At 46.3% G+C, this 21,759-nt stretch carries 22 protein-coding genes; 9 read left to right on the forward strand and 13 right to left on the reverse strand.

What is annotated here, in order from left to right:
- Positions 1 to 265 precede the first annotated feature (265 nt).
- Both rhlB and gppA read left to right on the forward strand, forming a co-directional pair.
- Positions 266 to 1,555: an ATP-dependent RNA helicase RhlB gene (rhlB, locus tag K5609_RS20670; protein WP_221075271.1), complete on the forward strand. Its 1,290-nt coding sequence runs from the start codon at positions 266 to 268 to the stop codon at positions 1,553 to 1,555.
- Positions 1,556 to 1,576: 21 nt separating this feature from the next.
- Positions 1,577 to 3,064, forward strand: coding sequence for a guanosine-5'-triphosphate,3'-diphosphate diphosphatase (gene gppA, locus K5609_RS20675; protein WP_221075272.1), 1,488 nt, complete (start codon positions 1,577 to 1,579; stop codon positions 3,062 to 3,064).
- A gap of 97 nt (positions 3,065 to 3,161) precedes the next feature.
- Here gppA and K5609_RS20680 read toward each other — a convergent pair whose 3' ends face one another.
- Positions 3,162 to 3,956, reverse strand: coding sequence for a hypothetical protein (locus K5609_RS20680; protein WP_221075273.1), 795 nt, complete (start codon positions 3,954 to 3,956; stop codon positions 3,162 to 3,164).
- Positions 3,957 to 4,263: 307 nt separating this feature from the next.
- Here K5609_RS20680 and purE point away from each other — a divergent pair, with 307 nt between their 5' ends.
- The 4 genes from purE (at position 4,264) to K5609_RS20700 (ending at position 8,010) form a co-directional block, all read left to right on the forward strand.
- Positions 4,264 to 4,761 (forward strand): 5-(carboxyamino)imidazole ribonucleotide mutase, encoded by a 498-nt coding sequence (gene purE, locus K5609_RS20685; RefSeq protein ID WP_221075274.1) that lies wholly within the window; start codon positions 4,264 to 4,266, stop codon positions 4,759 to 4,761.
- Positions 4,762 to 4,772: 11 nt separating this feature from the next.
- A complete protein-coding gene (gene purK, locus K5609_RS20690) occupies positions 4,773 to 5,849 on the forward strand; it encodes a 5-(carboxyamino)imidazole ribonucleotide synthase (RefSeq protein ID WP_246611910.1) in 1,077 nt (358 codons plus the stop codon).
- Positions 5,850 to 5,984: 135 nt separating this feature from the next.
- Positions 5,985 to 7,058: a GGDEF domain-containing protein gene (locus tag K5609_RS20695; RefSeq protein ID WP_221075276.1), complete on the forward strand. Its 1,074-nt coding sequence runs from the start codon at positions 5,985 to 5,987 to the stop codon at positions 7,056 to 7,058.
- A gap of 52 nt (positions 7,059 to 7,110) precedes the next feature.
- Positions 7,111 to 8,010: a DMT family transporter gene (locus K5609_RS20700; RefSeq protein WP_221075277.1), complete on the forward strand. Its 900-nt coding sequence runs from the start codon at positions 7,111 to 7,113 to the stop codon at positions 8,008 to 8,010.
- Here the strand turns inward: K5609_RS20700 and K5609_RS20705 are convergent.
- Both K5609_RS20705 and hemB read right to left on the reverse strand, forming a co-directional pair.
- Complete coding sequence (locus K5609_RS20705) at positions 8,007 to 9,308, reverse strand: YfiM family lipoprotein (RefSeq protein WP_221075278.1); 1,302 nt, start codon at positions 9,306 to 9,308, stop codon at positions 8,007 to 8,009. The two genes, K5609_RS20700 and K5609_RS20705, sit on opposite strands and share 4 nt — an antisense overlap.
- Before the next feature lie 49 nt (positions 9,309 to 9,357).
- Positions 9,358 to 10,350, reverse strand: a complete 993-nt coding sequence (hemB, locus tag K5609_RS20710; protein ID WP_221077325.1) for a porphobilinogen synthase — start codon at positions 10,348 to 10,350, stop codon at positions 9,358 to 9,360.
- A gap of 321 nt (positions 10,351 to 10,671) precedes the next feature.
- On the opposite strand from hemB, the gene K5609_RS20715 reads away from it, so the two are divergent.
- Complete coding sequence (locus K5609_RS20715; RefSeq protein WP_221075279.1) at positions 10,672 to 11,673, forward strand: LacI family DNA-binding transcriptional regulator; 1,002 nt, start codon at positions 10,672 to 10,674, stop codon at positions 11,671 to 11,673.
- Positions 11,674 to 11,679: 6 nt separating this feature from the next.
- Here K5609_RS20715 and K5609_RS20720 read toward each other — a convergent pair whose 3' ends face one another.
- Together K5609_RS20720 and K5609_RS20725 are read right to left on the reverse strand one after the other, a co-directional pair.
- Positions 11,680 to 12,957 (reverse strand): NAD(P)/FAD-dependent oxidoreductase, encoded by a 1,278-nt coding sequence (locus K5609_RS20720; RefSeq protein WP_221075280.1) that lies wholly within the window; start codon positions 12,955 to 12,957, stop codon positions 11,680 to 11,682.
- 35 nt (positions 12,958 to 12,992) lie between these two features.
- The gene (locus K5609_RS20725) at positions 12,993 to 13,730 is read right to left on the reverse strand and encodes a gamma-glutamyl-gamma-aminobutyrate hydrolase family protein (RefSeq protein WP_221075281.1); all 738 of its coding nucleotides are present in this window, start codon (positions 13,728 to 13,730) and stop codon (positions 12,993 to 12,995) included.
- Positions 13,731 to 14,065: 335 nt separating this feature from the next.
- Here K5609_RS20725 and K5609_RS20730 point away from each other — a divergent pair, with 335 nt between their 5' ends.
- Both K5609_RS20730 and K5609_RS20735 read left to right on the forward strand, forming a co-directional pair.
- Positions 14,066 to 15,058: a DUF2914 domain-containing protein gene (locus tag K5609_RS20730; protein ID WP_221075282.1), complete on the forward strand. Its 993-nt coding sequence runs from the start codon at positions 14,066 to 14,068 to the stop codon at positions 15,056 to 15,058.
- Positions 15,059 to 15,147: 89 nt separating this feature from the next.
- Positions 15,148 to 15,393, forward strand: coding sequence for a DUF6868 family protein (locus tag K5609_RS20735; RefSeq protein WP_221075283.1), 246 nt, complete (start codon positions 15,148 to 15,150; stop codon positions 15,391 to 15,393).
- On the opposite strand, the gene K5609_RS20740 is transcribed toward K5609_RS20735, so the two are convergent.
- The 8 genes from K5609_RS20740 to K5609_RS20775 form a co-directional block, all read right to left on the reverse strand.
- Positions 15,390 to 15,869, reverse strand: a complete 480-nt coding sequence (locus K5609_RS20740; protein WP_221075284.1) for a DUF3299 domain-containing protein — start codon at positions 15,867 to 15,869, stop codon at positions 15,390 to 15,392. The two genes, K5609_RS20735 and K5609_RS20740, sit on opposite strands and share 4 nt — an antisense overlap.
- An 11-nt stretch (positions 15,870 to 15,880) precedes the next feature.
- Positions 15,881 to 17,107, reverse strand: coding sequence for an ABC transporter permease (locus K5609_RS20745; protein WP_221075285.1), 1,227 nt, complete (start codon positions 17,105 to 17,107; stop codon positions 15,881 to 15,883).
- Positions 17,094 to 17,810, reverse strand: a complete 717-nt coding sequence (locus K5609_RS20750; RefSeq protein ID WP_221075286.1) for an ABC transporter ATP-binding protein — start codon at positions 17,808 to 17,810, stop codon at positions 17,094 to 17,096. The genes K5609_RS20745 and K5609_RS20750 overlap by 14 nt, the downstream gene beginning before the upstream one ends.
- A gap of 1 nt (position 17,811) precedes the next feature.
- Positions 17,812 to 18,603, reverse strand: coding sequence for a ZrgA family zinc uptake protein (locus K5609_RS20755; RefSeq protein WP_221075287.1), 792 nt, complete (start codon positions 18,601 to 18,603; stop codon positions 17,812 to 17,814).
- Positions 18,604 to 18,762: 159 nt separating this feature from the next.
- Positions 18,763 to 19,053 (reverse strand): DUF2607 family protein, encoded by a 291-nt coding sequence (locus K5609_RS20760; RefSeq protein ID WP_221075288.1) that lies wholly within the window; start codon positions 19,051 to 19,053, stop codon positions 18,763 to 18,765.
- A gap of 29 nt (positions 19,054 to 19,082) precedes the next feature.
- Positions 19,083 to 19,901 (reverse strand): DUF2797 domain-containing protein, encoded by an 819-nt coding sequence (locus tag K5609_RS20765; protein WP_221075289.1) that lies wholly within the window; start codon positions 19,899 to 19,901, stop codon positions 19,083 to 19,085.
- Between the two features lie 84 nt (positions 19,902 to 19,985).
- Complete coding sequence (locus K5609_RS20770) at positions 19,986 to 20,708, reverse strand: substrate-binding periplasmic protein (RefSeq protein WP_221075290.1); 723 nt, start codon at positions 20,706 to 20,708, stop codon at positions 19,986 to 19,988.
- A 78-nt stretch (positions 20,709 to 20,786) separates the two neighbouring features.
- Positions 20,787 to 21,731 carry a chemotaxis protein gene (locus K5609_RS20775; protein WP_221075291.1) on the reverse strand — a complete coding sequence of 315 codons (945 nt, stop codon included), beginning with the start codon at positions 21,729 to 21,731 and terminating at the stop codon, positions 20,787 to 20,789.
- Positions 21,732 to 21,759: the final 28 nt, after the last annotated feature.

Raw genomic sequence — 21,759 nt, forward strand, 5'->3', positions numbered from 1 at the left:
GCTCATTCCAAGGGAATCTAAGCTACTACCAATTAACATAAGTGCTAGCTAGAGATCGCCTATTTAGTTTTGATCTTAAGATCACGGTGCTAAATAAAAGAAATGGGATCTAGCCATATAATTACAAGCTACAAGCTCCTGCAGCTTAGTCATTGATGGGAATTAACCAGAAATTCTCAGCGCATAGATCACAGCCCCAAATAACTCAACACATTTACTGAGAATGGGTGCTGGTAGTGCCACTTAGCTGTGATATGCTTACGCAATGAGCAAAACACATTTAACTGAACTACGATTTGCCGAGTTAGGACTGCAGGATACGGTATTAACCGCCTTAGAGCAGCACGGCTATCACAATTGCACCCCTATCCAAGCGCAAAGCCTACCCATCTTAACCAAAGGTAAAGATATTGCAGGCCAAGCTCAGACCGGTACGGGAAAAACTCTAGCCTTTTTAGTGGCTACGTTTAATCATTTGCTGACCACAGCAATGCCTGAAACGCGCCAACAAAATCAACCGCGTGCGATTATTCTCGCACCAACCCGCGAATTAGCCATACAAATTCATAACGATGCGCGCTTGCTTGCTAAAGCAACCGGCCTCAAGTTGGGTTTGGTTTATGGCGGTGAAGGGTATGCAAGTCAACGAGCTACTTTAGATGAAGGTGTAGACATTCTTATCGGTACTACCGGGCGAATGATCGATTACTTCAAACAAGGTGCATTTAGCCTAAACGCCGTGCAAGCTATGGTATTAGATGAAGCCGACCGCATGTTCGACCTTGGTTTCATTAAAGACATTCGCTATTTAATGCGTCGCATGCCAGAGCCAAAAGCGCGCTTAAACATGCTGTTCTCTGCCACGCTATCTTTCAAAGTGAAAGAATTGGCATTTGAGCACATGAACGACCCAGAACACGTTATTGTAGAGCCCGAACAAATGACCGGCGCTCGCATTCAAGAAGAACTATTTTACCCGTCGAATGACGACAAAATGGCCTTGTTGCAAACCTTAATAGAAGAAGAGTGGCCAGAACGCGCTATTATTTTTGCTAATACCAAGCACCGTTGTGAAGATATTTGGGGCCACTTGAGCGCCGACAAACATCGCGTTGGTTTGCTAACCGGTGATATTCCTCAGCGCAAACGGGTGCAAATACTTGAACAGTTCACCGAAGGTAAGCTTGACGTATTAGTGGCTACCGATGTTGCTGCACGTGGCTTGCACATTCCTTCGGTAACTCATGTTTTCAACTATGACTTGCCAGACGATGCCGAAGACTACGTTCATCGTATTGGTCGAACAGGTCGTGCCGGTGCGAGTGGCCATGCCATCAGTCTTGCCTGTGAAGAGTATGTATTTAACCTGCCCGCCATTGAAGAGTACATTAAGCACCCGGTGCCGGTAAGCCAGTATGATACCGAAGCGCTAATGCGTGATTTACCCAAGGCAACGCGAGTTCATCGCGCCAAAGGTAATAATAGCCGTGGCGGTAACCGCAACAATAGTCGCGGCAATAGTGGTCATTCTAATCAGCGACGTCAGCGTCACTAAGCAGTAGATTCAAGGAATAACGTGTCTAAAGTTTCACCCCTATATGCAGCCATTGATTTAGGTTCCAACAGCTTCCACATGTTAATTGTTCGGGAGCTGAGCGGAAGCGTGCAAACCATTGCCAAGGTGAAAAGAAAGGTGCGCTTAGCCGCTGGCTTAGATGCCAACGACAAGCTCGACCACGCATCAATGGTGCGTGGCTGGCAATGCTTAAGTTTGTTTGCTGAGCAGCTAAGAGACATTCCAGAAGCGCAAATTAAAATTGTTGCCACCGCAACCTTGCGTCGCGCAACTAATGCCGATGAGTTTTTGCGACAAGCCGAAAAAATCCTCAACCACAAAATCCATATCATTAGTGGCGAAACCGAAGCCAAAATCATTTACCGCGGCGTGGCACATACCAGCAGCGGCAGTGGTAAGCGTTTAGTTATTGATATTGGCGGTGCCAGTACCGAGCTAGTGGTTGGCGAGCAAAGCGAAGCCTTGCTGCTTAATAGCCTCGACATGGGCTGTGTTACTTGGCAGAAGCGTTTCTTTCAACTAGAACTCAACGAAGCCAATTTTGAGCTCGCCATTGATGCGGCTAAAGACGTCATTAGCCCTGTACTCAGTGATTACCGTCGACTAGGCTGGCAAAGCAGTGTTGGCGCCTCTGGCACCATTCAAGCATTGTTAGAAATTGTTACCGCTCAAGGTCTCGATGAACGCATCACCTATCCAAAACTAAAAAACATTCAGCAACAGGTTGTTGCTTGCGGCTCCCTTGAGAAGCTTGAAATACTAGGTCTGTTAGCAGAGCGCAAGCCCGTATTTGCTTCGGGTTTAGCTATATTAATAGCCCTGTTCGAAAGCCTGCAAATAGAGTCACTTTCTTTGGCAGGAGGCGCTTTGCGTGAAGGCTTGGTTTATGGCTTACTCAGCCAAAAAGAGACCAGCAGCGTTAGAGCTCGCACCGTAGAAAGCTTTGTAAAACGTCATCGCATCGACAAGCAGCACGCCGAACGAGTGGCAAATTGCGCCTTAGGCATGGCGCAGCAAGTAACACCTAAGCTAAGTAATCGCGCTATAAGCTTGCTGAAGTGGGCAGCCATGTTCCACGAAGTAGGTTTAAATATCGAGTTTAAAAAAGCGCCACAACACGCCGCTTACATAATTGATCACTCAGATTTGCCTGGCTTTAGCAGTGCACAAAAACACTTTGTATCCAGTTTGTTGTTAAACCAACGGGGTGATTGGCAAAGCGAACTACTTGCCCAGCAAAATGCTTTAGAAAAGCCCGAAGCTCTAGTGCTCGCAAGATTGCTACGCATTGCCATTATCGTATGTATGCGCCGCACTGAAGGCAGCGTACCTAAAACAAGCTTGTTTCAAGCCGAAGAGGATTGGCGGCTGTGTTTCCCACCCACCTGGAATGAACAACATCCTTTACGTGCAGCCGAACTAGACCTAGAGGCCAAAGTACAAAGCCAAGCGGGTTACCCCTTAGAAATAATTGAAGGGCTTTGTTAGTATTTACTTAAAATGACTAGGCTATACAAGCCTTGCCGCGCCTAACACATTTTGTCTCGAACAAAATTCAACTACAGAGAATCATCATGGTTCAATCCTATTGTGGTGTTTTCAGCTCAATTTTTACTCGCCGTCGATAATTAAGTAGATCAAAATCTTCACGCCAATATTCCTCAATTAGTTTATCCAGCAACCCACTGTCTTCGGCTTTTTTTAAGGCATCTTCGATAATAGCGGCTAGCTCAGGCTGAGAGTTACTCACGTAAAACTGAAAATCACGCTCATATTGCAAGATAAGATAAGGCTCTATGGCCAGATAAGGATGATGTAAGGAATCGTTAATTATCTCAGTAAACCCGCGTGAGAAATAATCGATACCGCGCTTATGGTTTGCCACCATTTTATATAAGCGCCGCCACTCTCCATCAACTTCAACAGTTTTTAGCTGGTTAGCTTGCCAAACGTCTACATCAAACCAATTTTTGCCAAAGCCACCGATTTTATCAAGATTCTGAAAATCCTCTAAAGTATTCACAAAGCGATAAGCATCCACTTCTGAGCGTGGCACTAGCAATAGTCGATGACCAATTAAACCATTAGTTAAGCCTATTCGAACAGGAGTAAAATTGGGATCTTTATCTCGCTCAGCTGAAGCCAACAGCCACACCAAGCTTAATTGGCCGTTACGTAGCATCGACTCAGCCCGTTTTTGCGGCAAGTTGGCTGAGGGAATATCAATCACCGGTTGATGCCCTGCTTCAAGTAAGGCTTGCTCTAGCAGTTCGTGATAATAAATGTGTGAATCATCGGAATAAGCAGGCAAGCGTAACTCTACGTTTGCCGCCATAAGCTGGGTACTGAGTAGAGACAAAAATGCTACAAGTTTCCACATTGCTTCTCTCCTTAGAGGCGAATGAAATTTTTCGAAAGCAGAAGGCTAAGGCACTATTTTAACAGTAGTCCAAATCTGACCAATTCGTATTGAGAAAGGGGGAAACATCATAAAATTAGCAAACACCTCAAGGTTTACCCAAACAAAGCACTATTTAGCTAGTACAAAATTCGATTTTATCGGCTAACACTGCGCTAATATTGACCTTAGCGGGCAAGGCTGGCAAACTGCGCGCGCAAATAGACAACAATTTTGTTGTCGCTCAGAAACGTGTTACCACTGTGCTATTTAAGTCGAGGAGAATACAATGCCACAACCACAAGTTGCCATCATCATGGGGTCAAAAAGTGATTGGCCAACTATGGAAAACGCCGCCGAAGTACTACAACAATTAGGCGTTGAATTTGAGGTTGAAGTGGTTAGTGCTCACCGCACTCCCGACAAACTAATGGAATTTTCAGCCAATGCTGCCGATCGCGGTATCAAGGTAATTATTGGTGGTGCTGGCGGTGCTGCTCACCTACCAGGCATGGTGGCCTCTAAAACCCGTTTACCGGTACTCGGTGTACCAGTTCAAAGCAAAGCATTAAATGGTATGGATAGCTTGTTATCAATTGCTCAAATGCCCAAAGGCGTAGCCGTGGGTACACTTGCCATTGGTACTGCTGGTGCTTATAACGCGGGATTGTTTGCTGCACAGATTTTAGCTACTACTAACCCAGAACTAGCTGGGCGTATCGAGGCTTTCCGCAGTGCCCAAACAGAATCAGTATTAGCCCACCCTGATCCTCGCGTAGCTGAGTAGTGGTAAGCAAAATGAATAAGATTTGGATTTTAGGTGCGGGCCAATTGGGAGCAATGCTAAAACACGCAGCGCAACCATTAAACATTGAGGTTCGCCCAGTAGAAACTGACGAGACTGATACCTTTGATATCGCTGCCAACGACATAATTACCGTTGAGCGCGAGCACTGGCCAGTAACGCCAGCCACCGAGCAGCTTACTCAACACTCAAGCTTTCTTAACGGCCCGGCTTTAGCTCAGCTAGCTGACCGAGCAAGCCAAAAGAAATTGCTCGACCGCTTAGGCTTAGCCACAGCGCCTTGGGTAGACGTAAAACAAGGTCACAGCGCTGAACAACTGTTTGCTGAGTTAGGCGAACGAGTATTGCTAAAACAGCGCTCCGGCGGCTACGACGGCAAAGGCCAGCATTGGTTAAAACTTAGCGGCAACGCTGAACAACGTGCCATTCCACAAGACTGGTTAGATCATTGTATTGCTGAACAAGCGATAGGCTTCGACGAAGAAGTATCACTTATTGGTATGCGCCACGCCAACGGTGACACCGCATTCTACCCACTGGCGATTAACCAGCATCATGAAGGTATTTTGTTAGCCACGGTATCACCGGTTGCGAGTAAAGCGAGCCTTCAGGGCCAGGCTGAAAATATGCTTGGTAAGCTAATGGACTCGCTAGATTACGTGGGTGTAATGACCATGGAATGCTTCCAGGTTGGCGATAAGTTGCTGATCAATGAGATAGCACCTCGTGTACACAACAGCGGCCACTGGACCCAAGCAGGCTCTAGCCTTAGTCAGTTCGAGGCGCATATCCGAGCCGTGGCAGATTTGCCCCTAGTACAACCTTTAGTTAAAACCCAAAGCGTGATGCTTAATCTGATTGGTGTTGAATACAATCATCAGTGGCTATGCGTGCCAGGGGTGGAAGTATTTTGGTATGGCAAAGACGTTCGTCCAGGACGTAAAGTTGGCCACATCAACATCAGCATTGCAGAGCGTTCACAATTACTAGCAAGTTTAGCGAAATTAGAACCACTTATGACGCCTGTATACGCCGACGCAATAGCCTGGTTAATTAAGCACCTAGATTAAGTAACGTGGCAATGTAACCGAGGTTACATTGCCAAACTTTCGATAAAACGGTCGCGATCTAAGCTAATTCACAGTAGTTTTACTTTTTCAGGTATACAATCGTTTTTATTTGAGTATTAACTGTAAGGAACACGGTTGCTCAACAAGATACTTAACATAGGCACCAGCAAAGGAAAGCGTCACGCCGTTCGTATGACCAATCTATTTGTGGTTATAGGTCTGCCTTTACTTGCCCTAAACGTTATTGTTCAAGCGCTTGAGCACAACATTACGGCGGTTGAATTCTGGCTGGTTAATGGCTTAGTGGTATTTGCTTACACCCTAACGCTGCTGTTTAACTGGTTATATCAAAATGATCTAGCCCGAGCCTGGCTGTTAACGGTATTTGTTCTCGATATTACTTTGGCCTCTACCCGTTGGTTTGGTATCGAGTCCTTCATTTTCTTCCATCTTATTGTTATTTATCCAGTAGCATTTTTGCTATGGCAAGAAAAACCGTCCATTCGCAATGCCATTTTAGCCCTAATAAGCGTGGCCTTTTTTGCGGTATTCTACTGGCCGAGCGACCCTATGTTCCCCAGTGATGTAGAGCAAAAACGAAGTTCTATGGGCTTAGTCTTTATTAACTGCGCCATTCTATTAAGTATTGTGGCCAAGCTGTTTTCTATCGATACTCAGCGCGCTCATCGCCACCTTGCTGAGCAAGCGCGCATCGACCCGCTCACCAACATTTTGAATCGCCGAGAGTTAGAGCGCCAGCTTGATACTCAATGTGAATCGGTATTAAGCATGGCAGTAATGCTGTTTGATATAGACAAATTTAAACACATTAATGACCAATACGGTCATCACACCGGTGATGATGCGCTAAAACATGTTGTAGCCTGCGTAAAACAACAACTCCCTGAAGAGGCAATGTTTGCCCGATTTGGAGGTGATGAATTTTGTATATTATGGGCCAATTGCCAGCGCCAACATGCGCAAGACTTAGCCAATATCATTGTCCAACAAGTTGCCGAAAAACCTTGCTCGGTTAACGACCAACACCTCGCCATTAGCATTAGCATGGGCATTGCCTTTGAAACCCAAAGAAAAGATTTGTCCCGTTTGTTGATTGACGCCGACAATGCCATGTATGCTGCCAAACGCAAAGGTCGTAATACCTTTGTCACCACTTGGGCACAGCCAAGCCAAGCGGTACCAGCCTAAGTTAACTCAGCGTTTCACTTAGCCCTCTCTAATTGCGTTTTAGGAGCATACCTTGAGTTATGAATGGTTAGCCTTGCTGGCCGCTGCGCTTTGGGCCTGCACCAGCTTAATCTCGGTAACCCCTAGCCGAGTGATGGGCGCTTTTGCCTATAGCCGCTGGCGCATGGGTTTGGTTAGCCTAATGCTGCTTGGTGCCACTTTATACAATAACCAATGGCAAATGATTAGCCTGTCGCAAGCGGGATTGTTTGCTTTGTCGGGCTTTATTGGCGTATTTGTTGGCGACACCGCCTTGTTTGCCTGTATGAACCGCCTAGGACCACGCCGCGCCAGCTTGTTATTTGCCTGTCACGCCGCTTTCTCTGCCTTTTTAGGGGTATGGCTATTTAATGAAGATTTGCTTGGTTGGCCGCTATTGGGCGCTGCCTGTTTGTTCTTAGGTGTGGTATTAGCTGTTAGTTTTGGTCACCGTAGTGAACAGCACAGCTGGGAAAAAATTACCGACTCAGTCAGTATAGCGGTTGCTTTGGGGTTAACGGCAGCGCTCTGCCAAAGCCTGGGTACAGTAATGCTAAAACCACTGATGAGCGCCCCTGAATACAGCGCTATTGATCCAGTCGCAGGCTCGGCATTGCGAATGCTAAGTGCTTTTTCAGCCCACTTTTTGTTATGGCTAAGCGGCTATAAACTTGCGCGAGCACTTAAGCCGATTAACTCAAAGCTATTTCTTATGATCGCCGCCAATGGCTTTTTAGCCATGGCTGTAGGCATGACATTGATGCTGTTTGCCCTGCGATATGGCGATGTATCAGTGGTTGCCCTGTTATCATCAACTTCACCAGTGTTGGTGCTGCCGCTGTTATGGATAGTCACCAAACAAGCGCCTACTCACTCGGCCTGGCTTAGCGCCGGTTTATGTGTACTAGGCAGCGCCTTGCTAATATTTGGCTAGTGTTCAGGGTTAAGAAAAGCCGGTAAGTGAGCGATGCGCTGGTCAATAAAAAACACTTTTTGCTGATATAACTCAGAGTCCGTAGAGCCATAAACTTGGGCAAAGCTTTGCTCACTAATGCCTTCGGCTAAATCATCTATCCTTGGGAAAAATGCCTGTTCCGAGCGTGCGGAGCGCATTGCAGTCAAAAACTGTTCTGCCTTGTTAAGGTTTTTAGCCGATTCGGCAAACTCAATGCCAGTGCGATCTGCCGCTAGATCGGCAAAACTAAAACCACTGCCACCCTCTAAAGAATCAAATAGCTCTTTAAACTCACCAATTGAAGCACTAAAACCTTGCTCTGCAGCCATGCTCAAGCCCGCCGAGTAGACAAAGTGCAGCAGTAAGTCTCTGCGCCCTGCAAGGGTAACGTTGTTTGGAGCGGCTTCTAGGGTCAAGTCATCAGCAAAACGTTGCGCCATCACTTTTTGAAAAGTACCTTGGCTGAAAAAAATCGCCATTGCCCACACTAAGGCCTGTTGTTCTTGTAGAACATCGCTTTGCTCACCACGCATTGCGACATCAAAGCTCAGCGGGTACAGATAGTCATACAAAGAAATGGCTTGCTGCTCACCATATTGTTTTCTTAACTGGCTCAGCTTTTGATAGTAGACCGCCACCGGCAAGCTAGCCGCTTGCGGGTCCTTCAATTGATTAAGGTTCTTATAGGCACCGGCGACTTTTAATCCCAAATCCTCTACGGGCTCAATCTCAAATACCACTTGCTGTTGGCCAACTTCTACTGTTTTTATGCTGGCCAATAGCTCATCGGCTTGTAACTCCGGGAATAAACGCTCGGCCAATCTCACTGCTATAGCTTGCGCCATGCTGCCAGGCAAATTTAACTGGCCTATCTTCCATTGGCCAAACTGCAAGCCGTGAGCAGAAGAATACAAACTAATTTCGTTGTTGATATAACCTTGGTAAATACTCGCAGGCAAAGCAAAACTCCCACGTAGAGTTAAGCTTTCATCGGTAAAAGCGGCGTCTGCATCTAAACCTTTAAACGCGGTAGAAGATAAAGCTAACAGGCCATCTAACTGTTGCTGGCTTAGCTGAACGTCTATGATTTGTTGCGAGCTGCGAAATTGCTGGAGGTTTTGTTTAAGCCAATCTTTGGCATCAGCAACTTGCCTGCCGCTCACCGAAGGGGGAGTGAGCACGGTGGCTTGCTTAGAAACCATCAAGGCAAAGGCGATTAATACCGCCAGAGCAAGCAATAAACTAAGGCTGAGTAGGGCAAACAGTAATTTCTTCATAGTAAAATAAAGCCCCTCTACGGGGGCTTAGCAAGTACCTAGTAAGGGTTTATTTTGATTCGGCCAGCCACTGCGCTACGTCTTTAGCGAAGTAAGTTAAAATGCCATCGGCACCGGCGCGTTTAAAGGCAAGTAAAGATTCAAGCACTACCGGACGCTCAGCTAACCAGCCATTCTCAATAGCTGCTTTATGCATGGCATATTCGCCGCTCACTTGATAAGCAAAGGTAGGCACCGCAAAGGCTTCTTTAACTTGTCGCACCACATCTAAATAAGGCATGCCAGGTTTTACCATGACCAGATCGGCGCCTTCTTCGATGTCTAAGGCCACTTCGTGCAGGGCCTCTTGGCCATTAGCAGGATCCATTTGATAGGTCTTTTTATTGCCGCCTTTTAAGTTACCCGAACTGCCCACTGCATCGCGAAACGGCCCGTAGTAACTGGAAGCGTATTTGGCTGAATAGGCCATGATCATGGTGTTGTGATAACCAGCTTCTTCTAGGGCTTCACGAATTGCTGCAATTCTGCCGTCCATCATATCCGAAGGAGCCACCACATCAGCGCCAGCAGCAGCGTGTGATAATGCCTGCTTTACCAAAATCTCAGTGGTAATGTCGTTTTGCACATAGCCGTCATCGTCAATAATGCCGTCTTGACCATGAGTGGTGAAGGGATCCAAAGCCACATCGGTCATAATGCCAAGTTCCGGAAAGGCTTGTTTAAGGGCTCTAACTGCGCGTTGCGCTAGTGCATCATCGGCATAGGCTTGCTCTGCCAACAGTGACTTTTGCTCAAGCGGCGTTACCGGGAACAGAGCAATCATCGGCACACCTAAGGCCACTAATTGCTCAGCTTCTTTTAACAGCAGATCGATGCTAAAACGCTTTACACCGGGCATGGAGGCAACGGTTTCGGTTTGATTTTCCCCTTCAATCACAAACATTGGGTAAATCAAATCATCAACACTTAACTGGTTTTCACTGGCTAGGCGGCGAGAGAAGTCATGACGGCGAATTCGACGCATGCGGGTGGCAGGGAACATTCTTGATACGCTCACTCAGCGCTCCTTAATTTTGTTGCTGTTAGCATCTAGCGCTACTTTAAGCGGCTAATGCTTGGCGAGCAAGTGTATGTAACAGTTTTTCTTAACAGTTTCAGAACAGCTCAGACCCTGCTGCTACAGCGAAAAAAGCATAGATAATATGTGATTACACTCGCGAACAAAGGAAAACGTTTCCACATTTGATTTACATTTGTTAAATTGTAGATACAACATCACCTAGTCACTGGTCGTGACGCCAGCACATCTTAAGCTAGTGTTTTCAACTTAGTCACACGAAAGAATCTTTTTCTTGGAGTATAAATGGCCACAATTAAAGACGTAGCAGCTGCCGCCGGTGTTTCCGTCGCCACCGTATCTCGGGTGGTCAATAATGGCCCCAAAGTAAGTGCCAAAAACCGCGATTTAGTAAAAAAGGTGATGTTAGAGCTAGGCTATCGCCCCAATGCAAATGCACGTGCCTTAGTGACCCAAACCAACCCTACTTTAGGTTTGGTGTTTAGTGAACTCACCGACCCATTTTTTGCCACCTTGGCAGGAGGGGTGGAAAAGGTAACCCGCAACAACAATATCCAACTGTTAATTAGTAATGGTTTAGTCAGCGCCGAGACTGAAAAACGCGCTATTGAAACACTCTTAGAACAACGTTGCCAGGCCTTGGTTGTGCATTCTAAAGCCCTAAGTAATCAAGCCTTAATTGACTACGCCGAAGCCGTGCCTGCCATGGTGCTAATTAACCGTTATATTCCTGAAATTGCCCACCGCTGCGTATGGTTAGACAACCAAGCTGGCGGAGAAACGGCTGCTCGCCACTTGTTGTCTTTAGGCCATAAGAACATTGCTTGTATCACCAGTAGCTACGACATTGAAGATCCACGCTTACGTTTAGAAGGAGTCAAGTCAGTGCTTAGCGAACAAGGTATGCCTTTGGCCGAGCATGCTATTGCCTCGTCAGATCCCAATGAGATTGGTGGCGAAATTGCTGCGCAAAACTTACTAGCCCGTGGCTTAGATTTTACCGCCTTAATTGTTTACAACGACTCCATGGCGTCTGGCGCCATCACTGTACTTTGCGACAACGGCTATCGAGTACCCGAAGATGTATCGGTAATTGGCTTTGATGATGTATTACTGTCTCGCTACTTGCGCCCTAAACTCACCACCATGCGTTACCCTATTGAGATGATGGCGATGGAAGCCGCCGAGATGTCTTTAGCGTTAGCCAGTGGCGAAAGTGTTGCGCCTATTCATAAATACGTGCCTACGCTGGTAAAACGCGATTCGGTAAGCCAACCTAAAGACTAAGCAAGCTTAAATACCTAATTTATCTCGCAGGTTGTAATACACCGCACCCAGTGCGGTGAATGGCACCTGTAAATGCCGCCCTCCCGGAAAACGATAGTGATTAAGTGAAGCAAATACATCAAAACGCTGCGCTTGGTCACTGAGCACTTCGGCTAACAGCTTACCGGCCAAGTGAGTACAGGTTAAGCCATGGCCGCTGTATCCCTGCAAGTAATAAATGTTGCTATCGAGCCTGCCAAACTGAGGCATTCTCGAGTATGTAAGCAAGAAGTTTCCGGTCCAAGCATATTCAACAGCGGTTCCTTTTAACTGCGGGAATAAGGCTTCAAATTTCGGTCTAATCTGCTTTTCTATGGAAGCTAAAGGCTTGGCACCATAAACCACCCCACCGCCAAACAATAAGCGTTTATCTGCAGTCAAACGATAGTAATCAAGCAGATAGTTACAATCTTCCACGCAGTAGTTAGTAGGCAATATCTGCTGACACAGCTCATCACTTAAAGGCTCAGTAGCAATCACTTGGGTGCCGCAGCGTATCGCCTTATCGCTAAGCTTTGGCTCAAGTTCACCCAAGTAGGCATTTCCGGCAAACAGCAAGTAGTTAGCAGTAACACTGCCATGTTCGGTAGTTACCTTGGCGGGCTCACCTGCTTGGTAATCTAGCACTGCAGATTGCTCGTAGATTTCACCACCTAAACCAAGTACTGCTTCGGCTTCACCTAGAGCAAGATTAAGCGGATGAATATGCCCACCTTGCATGTCCAACAAACCACCATGGTAGGCAGTAGTCCCTACTATTTGTTCTAACTCCGCTTTATCTAACAATTGCAATTGGTGATTGCCAAAGCGCTCCCAATTGGCTTTTTGCTCCTGTAAGCCTTTAAACTGCTTAGCGTTGTTGGCAGCAAAAACACCACCGGCTTGGTAGTCACACTCAATATTATATTGGGCGATGCGAGAACGGATGATTTCTCCGCCCTCAAAGATCATTTCATTCAAGGCTTGGGCTGTATTTTTATCATAGCGCTGCTCAATTACGTCCACGTCGCGACTATAGCTGTTAACCACTTGCCCACCATTACGTCCAGTTGCGCCAAAGCCCACCTTGGCACTCTCTAACACCACCACATGGAAACCTTTCTCGGCGAGGTGCAAGGCCGAAGACAAACCACTAAAACCTGCACCAATAATGCAAACATCACAACGAATATCTTGGTTTAACTGAGGAAACTCTCGCTGGTTATTTGTGCTGGCAGCGTAATAAGACGAAGTGTGTTGTTGCATGATGCTCTCCAATGGTCTGTTGGCCCTAATAACTGCTACGCAGCACGGCGTTTTGCTGCTGCCACAAACTGACTAAAAATGGCTTGCGATACCTTGTTTTCGCTGGCTTGCCACTCGGGATGCCATTGCACAGCATAGAAAAACGGATGCTCAGCAAGCCGAAACGCTTCCACCAAACCATCTTCAGCTTGGGCTTCAGCTAACAGTGATTCGGCTAGCTGATTAATGCCTTGGTTGTGCAGGGAGTTAACCTGAATAACCTCGCTATCTAGCCACTCACTTAGCCAACTGTCTCGGCTAAGCTGCAGAGGATGTTGCTCGGCATATTTTTTGGCGAAGTCTTCGGTGTCGGGTTCACGGTGCTCAACACTACCACCGAGCTGATAGACTTTATGATGCAAACTTCCGCCAAGGGCCACGTTCATCTCTTGAAAGCCGCGGCAAATACCCAAAATAGGTAAACCATGCTGTTTAGAATATTCAACAATAGCAAAAGCTAAACTATCTCGGCCTCGATCTAAACGAGGTTCTAAATGACGGGCACCATATAGCTCTGGGTGCACGTTAGAATGGCTACCGGTAAATAGCACTCCGTCCAGCCCATCCAATACTCGTTTTAAACTACTGCCTTTTAGCTGATGAGTCAGCAATACCGGGGCTGCGTCATAACTTTCCAAAGCGTTTAGGTAGAACTCATTGACGCTTTGCACTTGGTATAATCCCTGTGGTTTGTGGCAGGTTATCACACCAATAAGGGCTTGCTGCTGCTTCATATTATCTACAAAACTCCATCTTAAATGCGCTAGTTTCAATAAAACTAAATTGGCACAGAATATTTAAAATGTAAAATATATTTAACACCCTTTAGTTCGAGCTATCAGACAAAGCTTAGATAATTTGGTGAAATAGCGAGTATTAGTGATTAAATGCTAAGCCTGATGCCGAAAACCAAGATCCGGTGATTGCTTTTACTAAACAGTAAGTCGAGAACAGCAAACAATAACCAAGCCATCACCAACAGATTTTGGGTAAATCAATAGCGGCTAAGGGAGTAAATCGGTAAAATCGCCGAGCAGTTATAATTGGAGTATGGGGCAAATCCTCAGTCATGGCAGAACAAGTAAGCATCAAAATACATCTCAATGCATCCGCAAGCCAAACGGCGACTATAGATAAAGTTCCCGCACCAAAGCCTCCCTTTGACCTACGCAAAATTTTTGCCGCAGTGTTAGTTGTTACCTTGCTTGTTGGCGGGTTAGTGCATTTTATGTGGCCCGCTCAGGCCGAGACTGTAGCCGATTCAAATGCCACGACTTCTCAACCAAGCAGCCCAATCGAGAACACTGCCAATAAAGCACAATTGCCAGGGGCCGAAGTTTCAGCTGAGCACTCTTCAATAGCTCAAATAGAACAAGATCAAACGCTTAGCACTCAAAGCTCAGCTGCAGTGGCTACAGAGCAACAGCTGCAGCCCTTAGAAGTAGAAGTACTTGAAGAGCCAACCGTTACTGCTGCAAACACACCTGCGGAAACAACGCTAATTCAGCCAGAAACCAATACTGTGCAGCCTAGCCAACAACTTGAAGAGTTAGCGGATAGCCCCATGGCTGCGGCTGCAGAGCAAGCAGAGGAGGCCAGCGAACAAATTAGCCAGCCAGCCTCTCAAGCAAACGTAGTGGAAGAGCCAACAACAGATGAGCTTGAGCCCTCGATACTTGAAACTGAAGCGTCAGCCAAAACGGTAGAAGCTCCCACAAACCTTGAGCAAACCAGTGCTGTGCCAACCCAAGTCGCGCGCGCCCAATTAAGCTCTGCCATTAGCCAACGTGAGCCAGTAGATAACTTAAGCAAGGTAGCACTTAGCGAGATTCAACAGGTTTACTTGTTTATGGAGTTGCACGAGATGCAGGGCCAAAGCATTCAAGTTAACTGGTCTCACCAAGGCCAGTTACAAGCCTCGGTAGACTTAGATATTGGCGGCCCGCGCTGGCGCACCAATGCCAGTAAGCGTTTTACTGCTCAAAGTCGCGGAGAATGGCAAGTAACCATAGTTAATCAGCAGCAAGTACGCATTTTCGAACAAAATTTTACTGTGGAATAAGCCAATAGGCTTGCAGTGACACTAGGCAGTGGTAAATTAATTAAGTGGCTTAGTGGCTTTCAATTGAATAAAGATATGCAGGTGAAGTTATGGAACTTGATTTAATTCGCAGCGCTTTAGGCTGGGGAGCCATCATCAATATCGCGGTGTTGTTATATTGGTTTGCCTTTTTAACCCTAGCCCACGACTGGACCTACAAACTGCACTCGAAATGGTTCAACCTAAGTGTTGAGAAGTTTGACCGCTTTCATTACCTAGGCTTGGCACTCTATAAAACCGCCATTATTGCGTTTTATGTAGTGCCATATATCGCCCTAGGTATTGTGTTAGATTAATCGGTATACAACACTATCGACTCAGGTTCGGCGATGGAATATCCCGCGGTGGCAACCCCCTCTACCGTTTGAACCTGGGTATGAATAATTCCTTCCACCCATATTGGTTCCCATAAATCTTCTAGCTGTAAACCCTTAGAGTAAGTCACATACACAATCTGGTTTGGTGGCGGTGGTGGGTAATGCAAGCAAGCACCAAAGTACGGCACTAACAAAAATTCCTTCACCAACTCACCTTCGGTATCCAGCGGCACCACAAAACCGGGAATACGCAAAGGTTTGCCGTCCAACTCGGTGTTCACACTTACATTTAAGTTTTGCTGTGCAGCCTGATCCAGCGGTGCATTGTGGTCCACTTCAGGCATAAAGGTATTTCGTTCATTTTCTGGCAGTAGCTCATTCCAAACGTCTACACCATTGGCCTGTAGGTTCATGCTCACTAGCAATAAACCCACTACGTAATACGCTAGTTTCATGTTTACCCTTTCTAAATCTTTATGCTCATGCCATCGCTAAGCGAATAACGATAGGCACGCCACGCAGGCAATACGCCGGCGACAAAGCCAACCACGACCACAGCAACTAACAAATACCATTGCTCCAGAGTGGGCCAGCTTAAAACTAAATAAAAGCCAAACTGATTGAGTAGGATAGGTTTTGCAGCCCCTAAAATTAGATACATACTAACTAATCCTAACAGGGCTCCTAATACACTCAGCAATAGCGCTTCTATCAACAACAGGCCAAAAATATGCCGAGGCTTAGCCCCAACTGAGCGCAATATAGCCATTTCTCGGCGGCGCTCTTTTAAGCTTACCATCAAGGTGCTTAGCATACTCATTAAGCCAGTAATCACCACACAAATTGATACGGCTAACAAAGCGCTTTCAGCAATGCTTAGTATGCCCCATAGCTCTTGCAATGCGACTCCAGGCAAAATAGCTAGCAGAGCTTCGTTTTTGTACTGGTTAATTTGTCGCTGTAAGTTGAATATTTGCAGTTTTGATTGGGTGCCCAGCATCATAGCTGTAATGCTTGAAGGCGTAAGCTGCGCTTCACTAAATGGTAGAGCTTGTGGCGGTAAGTGAATGGCTTCAATGCCGGCGAGCGAGGTAATCACTGTTCTATCAACCGGCGTACCCGTAGCTTTTAGAATACCGCTCACTACAAAGGGGAACTGGTCATGATTAACAAAACTTACCGCTGCAATACCATGAGCCACCACAATCTTGTCACCCAATGTGTAGCCCAGCTTACGCGCCACTTCTGCGCCTAATACTACTTCAAAGGTATCGTTTAGCTGCTGGCCTTCGGCAAACTCTAAAGCTTGTTTATTGGCATATTGATAGTGCTCAAAAAAGCTATTGGTGGTACCCATTACGCGATAGCCGCGATGCGAATCCCCCAAAGAAATAGGAATCGACCATTTTACCGACGACTGACCCGCAATTTCTTGGTAACTGTCCCAGCTAATATTATTGGTGGCATTGCCAATGCGAAATACTGAATAAAGCAGTAATTGAGTAGGGCCACTGCGTGCACCCACAATTAAATCGGTGCCAGAGATGGTTGAGGCAAAGCTCGATTTGGCTTGAGTACGGAGGTTTTCCACACCCAATAACAAGGCCACACTAAGGGCGATGGTCAGCAAACTGAGTAAGGCGGTGCCTCGCCTAGCCCACAAACTTTGCCAAGCTAACTTAAGCAAGCTCATGTTGACCTCCCAAATTAAGCGCTGGCAAATCAACCACCTGATGGAAACGATTAGCTAGCTCTTGGTCGTGACTCACCAATAACAAGCTGCTATCACAGTGCTCTAACTCAGACATCAACAGGTTCATAAAATGTTCGCGATTGGTTTTATCCAACGCTGAGGTGGGTTCATCGGCAATAATTAGCTCTGGAGAACCAATCATGGCGCGTGCTGCCGCCACTCGCTGTTGTTGGCCAATGCTCAACTGACCCACTGGCTGATTAAGCTGCTTATCAGGCAACTGCAGATGCGATAATAAACGACGCGCTTCATCCAGCACCGACGTCGAACGACTTAAGGCTCGCTGCCGACGTAACTTAGAGAACTGACAAGCCAAAGCGACATTTTCGAGTACCGACAGGTAGGGCAACAGGTTGAACTGCTGAAATACGTAGCCAATATGATCAGCTCTCAATTGGTCACGTTGCGCTGCTTTTAAGCTGGCACAGTCTTGCCCCATGAAGCTTAACTTGCCCTGTTGCGGGCTAATCACCCCAGCAATCAAGCTGAGTAGCGTAGATTTACCACAGCCGCTTGGCCCATGAATAAAAGTATGGCTAGCTTTAGCAATAGTTAAATGAGGAATATGAATGGCCGGGTGTGTTTCACCCGGCCACGCAAATACCACTTCTTCTAAGGCTAATAGAGAAGCAGACTGGCTCATATTATAAGTTCACCTTGTTTTGCGCTGGCGTAACATCAAACGCTACTTGGCCGCGCTCACTAGCACCTTGTACTTGGATTTTTTCCATACGCGGGAAAAGCTTAAACAACTCTAGGTCGAAGCTTTTCAGTTCATCTAAGTGATGACAGTGGAAGTGGTAAGTTAAGCGCACATCCTCGTGGCTAGCATGAGCAGCGTGGTCATGATCATCATGGTCTTTGTGCTCATCGTGCGCAGCGTGGTCATGATCGTCATGGCCTTTGTGCTCATCGTGTGCAGCGTGGTCATGATCGTCATGGCCTTTGTGCTCATCGTGTGCAGCGTGGTCATGATCATCATGGTCTTTGTGCTCATCGTGGGCAGCGTGGTCATGATCATCATGGTCTTTGTGCTCGTCGTGCGCAGCATGGTCATGATCATCATGGTCTTTGTGCTCGTCGTGCGCAGCGTGGTCGTGGTGATCGTGGTCTTTATGCTCTGCATCCGCTTGGTCTAAGCTTCCCCAATGCTGAGTAACTTCTTCAAGCTCACATTCGCCACCGGCAAAGCTAAACAAACTCATGCTTTGAGCTGCTTGTTTTTTTGCGTCGTCCAATATCTTGTGCTGTTGCTCGTTTACAGGAGCATGCTCAAAGCCAAGGAAGTTATCGGCCGGTGAATGGATTTCAATTTCTAATTCTTCTCCACTGGCGGCAAAAAAGAGCTCTGCAACACCATGCTGATGAGCAGATTGAGCGCTAGCTGCGCAAGAAAACAGGCCCAAAAGGGCCGCATATATAGGCTGTAACTTCATTGTAAGTATCCATGATTTTAAAATTAGTAAATGATTGAAACTATTAATACTAATCTAGCTAAATAAGCCCACAGCAGAGCACCGAGTAAGTCTAAGTATATTCACTTAAAGCTAACCATAGTTAGCTGCGATAGCAGATTCAAATGTTGTTTAACTAAATTAGCAGTTCATGGACGGAGGAGAGCGGGCGCTAGCAGCTAGCGCATGCAGGCTAGTGTATAAGTAAACTGTTCTAACAAAAGCTTGGCGACGTTTAAGCAATACAATCAGCGGTACGCTACTTACTATCGCCGTTGCCAGTTTTTTTAAATTAAAACAGAGTTGACAATGTAGCTCGGAGTGCTCTGGATCAAGCCGTTCAACTTGATGTTCAGCCCAAGCCAAGACAAACCAAGACACTGATAAAATCAGTAGCCATGTGAGTCTCTTTTGCCAAGTCTGTAAGATCATGTTGTTTCCGATACTGCTAGTAAATTGGCTTATTCAGACAATAGTTTTATTTGGTAAGAGCCAAACTTGCGAATATTTATCACACCATTGTTAAAGATTAAATACTGGCCTTTAATTCCTTGCAGCTGCCCTTCTACCAAGGGATTTTTATCTAAGTTAAAACTGCTTATTTTGCTTGGATATTGAGCAACAGGAAAATTTAAATCAATCACTTGCTCATCGGGCAATTCACTAATGGCTTCTAAGCCAAAGCGCTCTGCTAAATCGGCCAAGGCCTCACCAATTTGTGGCAACAAACGTTCACGCTCGGCTATCAAATCTAATTCTATCGCATCGCCTTTCAACATCGCTCGCCAATTGGTTTTGTCTGCCACCAGCTTAGCTAATTCTATTTCTACCAAACCAGAAAGCTGGCGCGTGGCAACTTTAAATATTGGTAGGGCTTGAGTAGCACCTTGGTCAATCCAACGTGTTGGTATTTGGCTATGGCGAGTAATGCCTACCTTTAAGCCCGAGGTATTGGCTAAGTATACGTAATGAGGAATCATGCAATTTGCTTCTCCCCATTCTGGCTCACGACAAGTGCCTTGGGCGTAGTGGCAGGTTTCAGGTTTCATAATGCACATGTCGCAGCTAGCCAGCTTTCGCATACACACAAAACAATGCCCTTGAGAGTAGCTTTTCTTGGTGGCTTTTCCACAGCTTCGGCAGTTTATTTTACCGGTAAATTCAAAAGCTAAAGATTCACCAATTAGTGGATTTAGGTGTAACTCTTGCTCACCAATTGGCAAATAATACTGAACTTGTTCGCCCAGTTCTGTTCGCATTTTTGATAGATGTCCCTGCACGGCTCGCCACTCTCTGAAGTCTTATTATGGCTGAGCAGTGTAAAGCAAAGCGGGTAACTGTCCAAGTCCACAGAAGCCTTGGCATTAATAGGGATAATTGTCGTCGCTGCCGAGTTCTTGTTGCATTAACTGATGTAACTCGCCACTGCTCACCAGTATAGGCATAATTTCATCAAAACGTGTTTGTAGGTAACGCCCACGCGGATTAGCAGCAAAGCAAAAAGTAGAGCTGTATTGCAACACGTTTTCCACCAGCACATAGTCACCAGCCAATTCTGGCTTTTGTTCTAGCAGGTGATTAATGTCTTCCTGATAATTTAATACTGCATCCACTCGCTTATGGTGCAACAGCTTGATCATTTGCTCTAAGCTTGCGTACTCACGGTAATTCACTCCTTCCGGCAAAAGATCTTGCCAATCGTAACCAAGCTGCGAGACCACTTGTTTGCCAATGAGATCTTTTAGAGTGCTGTAGTACTCGGCCAATTCGGGGCTAATTAACATGTCGCTGCGGTCAATTTCTATTGGGAAAGTCGAACAGTTAGCACTAGCAAAGTCGTCGGCTGCCCCGCCAAACACAATATCTACCTGCTGCTGATCCAGCATGGCAATACTACGTAAATAGGGCATGAACTGAACGTTGTAGAAGTGATTGGGGTAAACCCGCTGCAGCAAACCAAAGTAATAGCCACTTTGGTCTTTATTTGAATAATTTAGCCACTCATCGGTGGCGATGTTAATACTGTTACTATCTGCCAAAGCAGAGCAAGGAAGGCAGAGTAACAAAAAACAGCGAAGGCCGTTCACTAGGCGAAACCCTAAAAATAGAACACCTTGAAAGCATAGTAAAGCTGCACCAAAGGGTGCAAAAATTTTTAGCCCTTACTAAAACATCCCCTCAAGGATTCCGGTCTTTTTTGCCAGAGAACTCCTGGTTTCGTCATCAGAAACCCGCTCGGCACCACGTAACATAGCGTCGATGAGCTCTCCTGCGTCAAACTTAGTTAAGGCTTCATCGGCACCCACTTGGCTAGCTCTATCAACACTAATTTCGCTAGATAGCGAGGTATGTAAAATAATATAGGCATCTGCAACACCTGGGTCGCTGCGCACTTCAAAGGTTAGTTCGTAGCCATCTAGGCCCGGCATTTCAATATCGCTCACCAGTACATCAATTGGCTTACCTTGAGCGGCAGCTTGCTGCATCATTTTAAATGCAGTCGCGCCATCGCTGGCCATTTGGTAGTCAATTTCAATGCTATCTAGGGCACTGGCTAATTGTTTACGGGCGGTGGCCGAATCATCCACCAGTAGAATTTTAAGCTGAGCAAGAATCGCTTGGTCTGGCAAACTTACCGATACGCGAATCCGATCTTCATCATCAGGGAATACCGAGGCGATCAGCTTTTCAATATCCAATAATTGCACTAATTTGTCATCAACCCGAGTAACGCCTGTTACGTAGGCGTCTTTACCTAATGAACCCGGTGGTGGATCGATATCGCGCCAGCGACATTCGGTAATTTTTTCAATGCCACGCACTAAGAAACCGACAGTTTGACGGCTAACATCGGTGATTATAATTGAACAAGACTCTCGTTCTTCTTCAGTAATTGGTCGGTAGCCAACGGCAGCAGCCATGTCGATCACCGAAATTGTTTGGCCACGCAAGGACGCTGAGCCCAGTACATATTGGTGAGAATGCGGCAGGGCAGTAAGTCGAGTGTAAGGCACAATTTCACGCACCTTTAAGGTGCCAATTGCAAATAGCTGATTTAGGGACAGCCTAAAATGCAATAAACCTTGGGTTTGACTAGTGGCGCTACTCATGAAGCATCCTTACTCTATTTAGATAACC

It is taken from the genome of Agarivorans aestuarii, from assembly GCF_019670125.1.
GTDB classification, from domain to species: domain Bacteria; phylum Pseudomonadota; class Gammaproteobacteria; order Enterobacterales; family Celerinatantimonadaceae; genus Agarivorans; species Agarivorans aestuarii.